We start from the raw sequence: 752 nt of genomic DNA on the forward strand, positions 1-752 counted from the left end.
CTCGTATATTAATCAATACCAAATAAATAACTTAATTTGTGTTATCTAAATTTAACGCTCATTAATGATTGACTCTATTTTGCCGCGCTATATTTTGCAGGAGCAAATGTTTATTTATGCTTGCTGGAGTATCGTAATATTCTTTTTTAGAAAAAATAAATTTATCGGGCAGTTTGATAGGTCTGTTATTTGGTTGATCAGAGTTGTTGGTATTATATATTTTTTGCAATTCCCGGTAATTTTCTGTGCTGACTGGCTAAGTGGGGATTATGTTCAATATGAGTTCGTAAACCGCTTTACCGGACCTTATTGGTTCCCGGCAGTGTTTCCGCTATTGGTGTATTTACTTTCCACACAAAGTCTTTGGTTCACCTATTTCCAGAAATCGAGGTATTGGCGTTTAGCTTTTGGGTTATTGTTATTATCCTCAACATTTATTAGTGATATAATGCTGTGGATTAGCGGCCTCCAAAAAGATTCTGTTTCTTCCTGGAGAATGGCTTATGAGTCGTCTTTTTTGCATATTAATTCTTTGATCGTATTTGTTTTAATTACAGGATTTGGTTATTTGTTGCTCAGAAAAAAGAATATGCCTGCAGTATGATAATTTTTTTATGAAAATAGAGGGGTTAAAAAGTTCACCTTCAGGCCTTTCAGTTTAATTACATTTTTTTATCTAAAACATGAAATTTACTTCAATAACTAAAGCATTATTATTCATTACGGCATTCTCTAGTTGTAATACTCAAAGC

General features: G+C 32.7%; 1 protein-coding gene. It reads left to right on the forward strand.

All coding sequences use genetic code 11. The annotated features are described in order from the left end of the window. The first annotated feature begins 64 nt into the window (after positions 1–64). A complete protein-coding gene (locus AC1DND_RS28845; protein WP_477586398.1) occupies positions 65–604 on the forward strand; it encodes a hypothetical protein in 540 nt (179 codons plus the stop codon). Positions 605–752 lie beyond the last annotated feature (148 nt).

The organism is Pedobacter sp. 01N416 (assembly GCF_056399685.1).

What these genes read in the sequence shown, in the direction of transcription:
- AC1DND_RS28845 (WP_477586398.1), top strand. Translation starts at nt 65, where the DNA reads ATGATTGACTCTATTTTGCCGCGCTATATTTTGCAGGAGCAAATGTTT.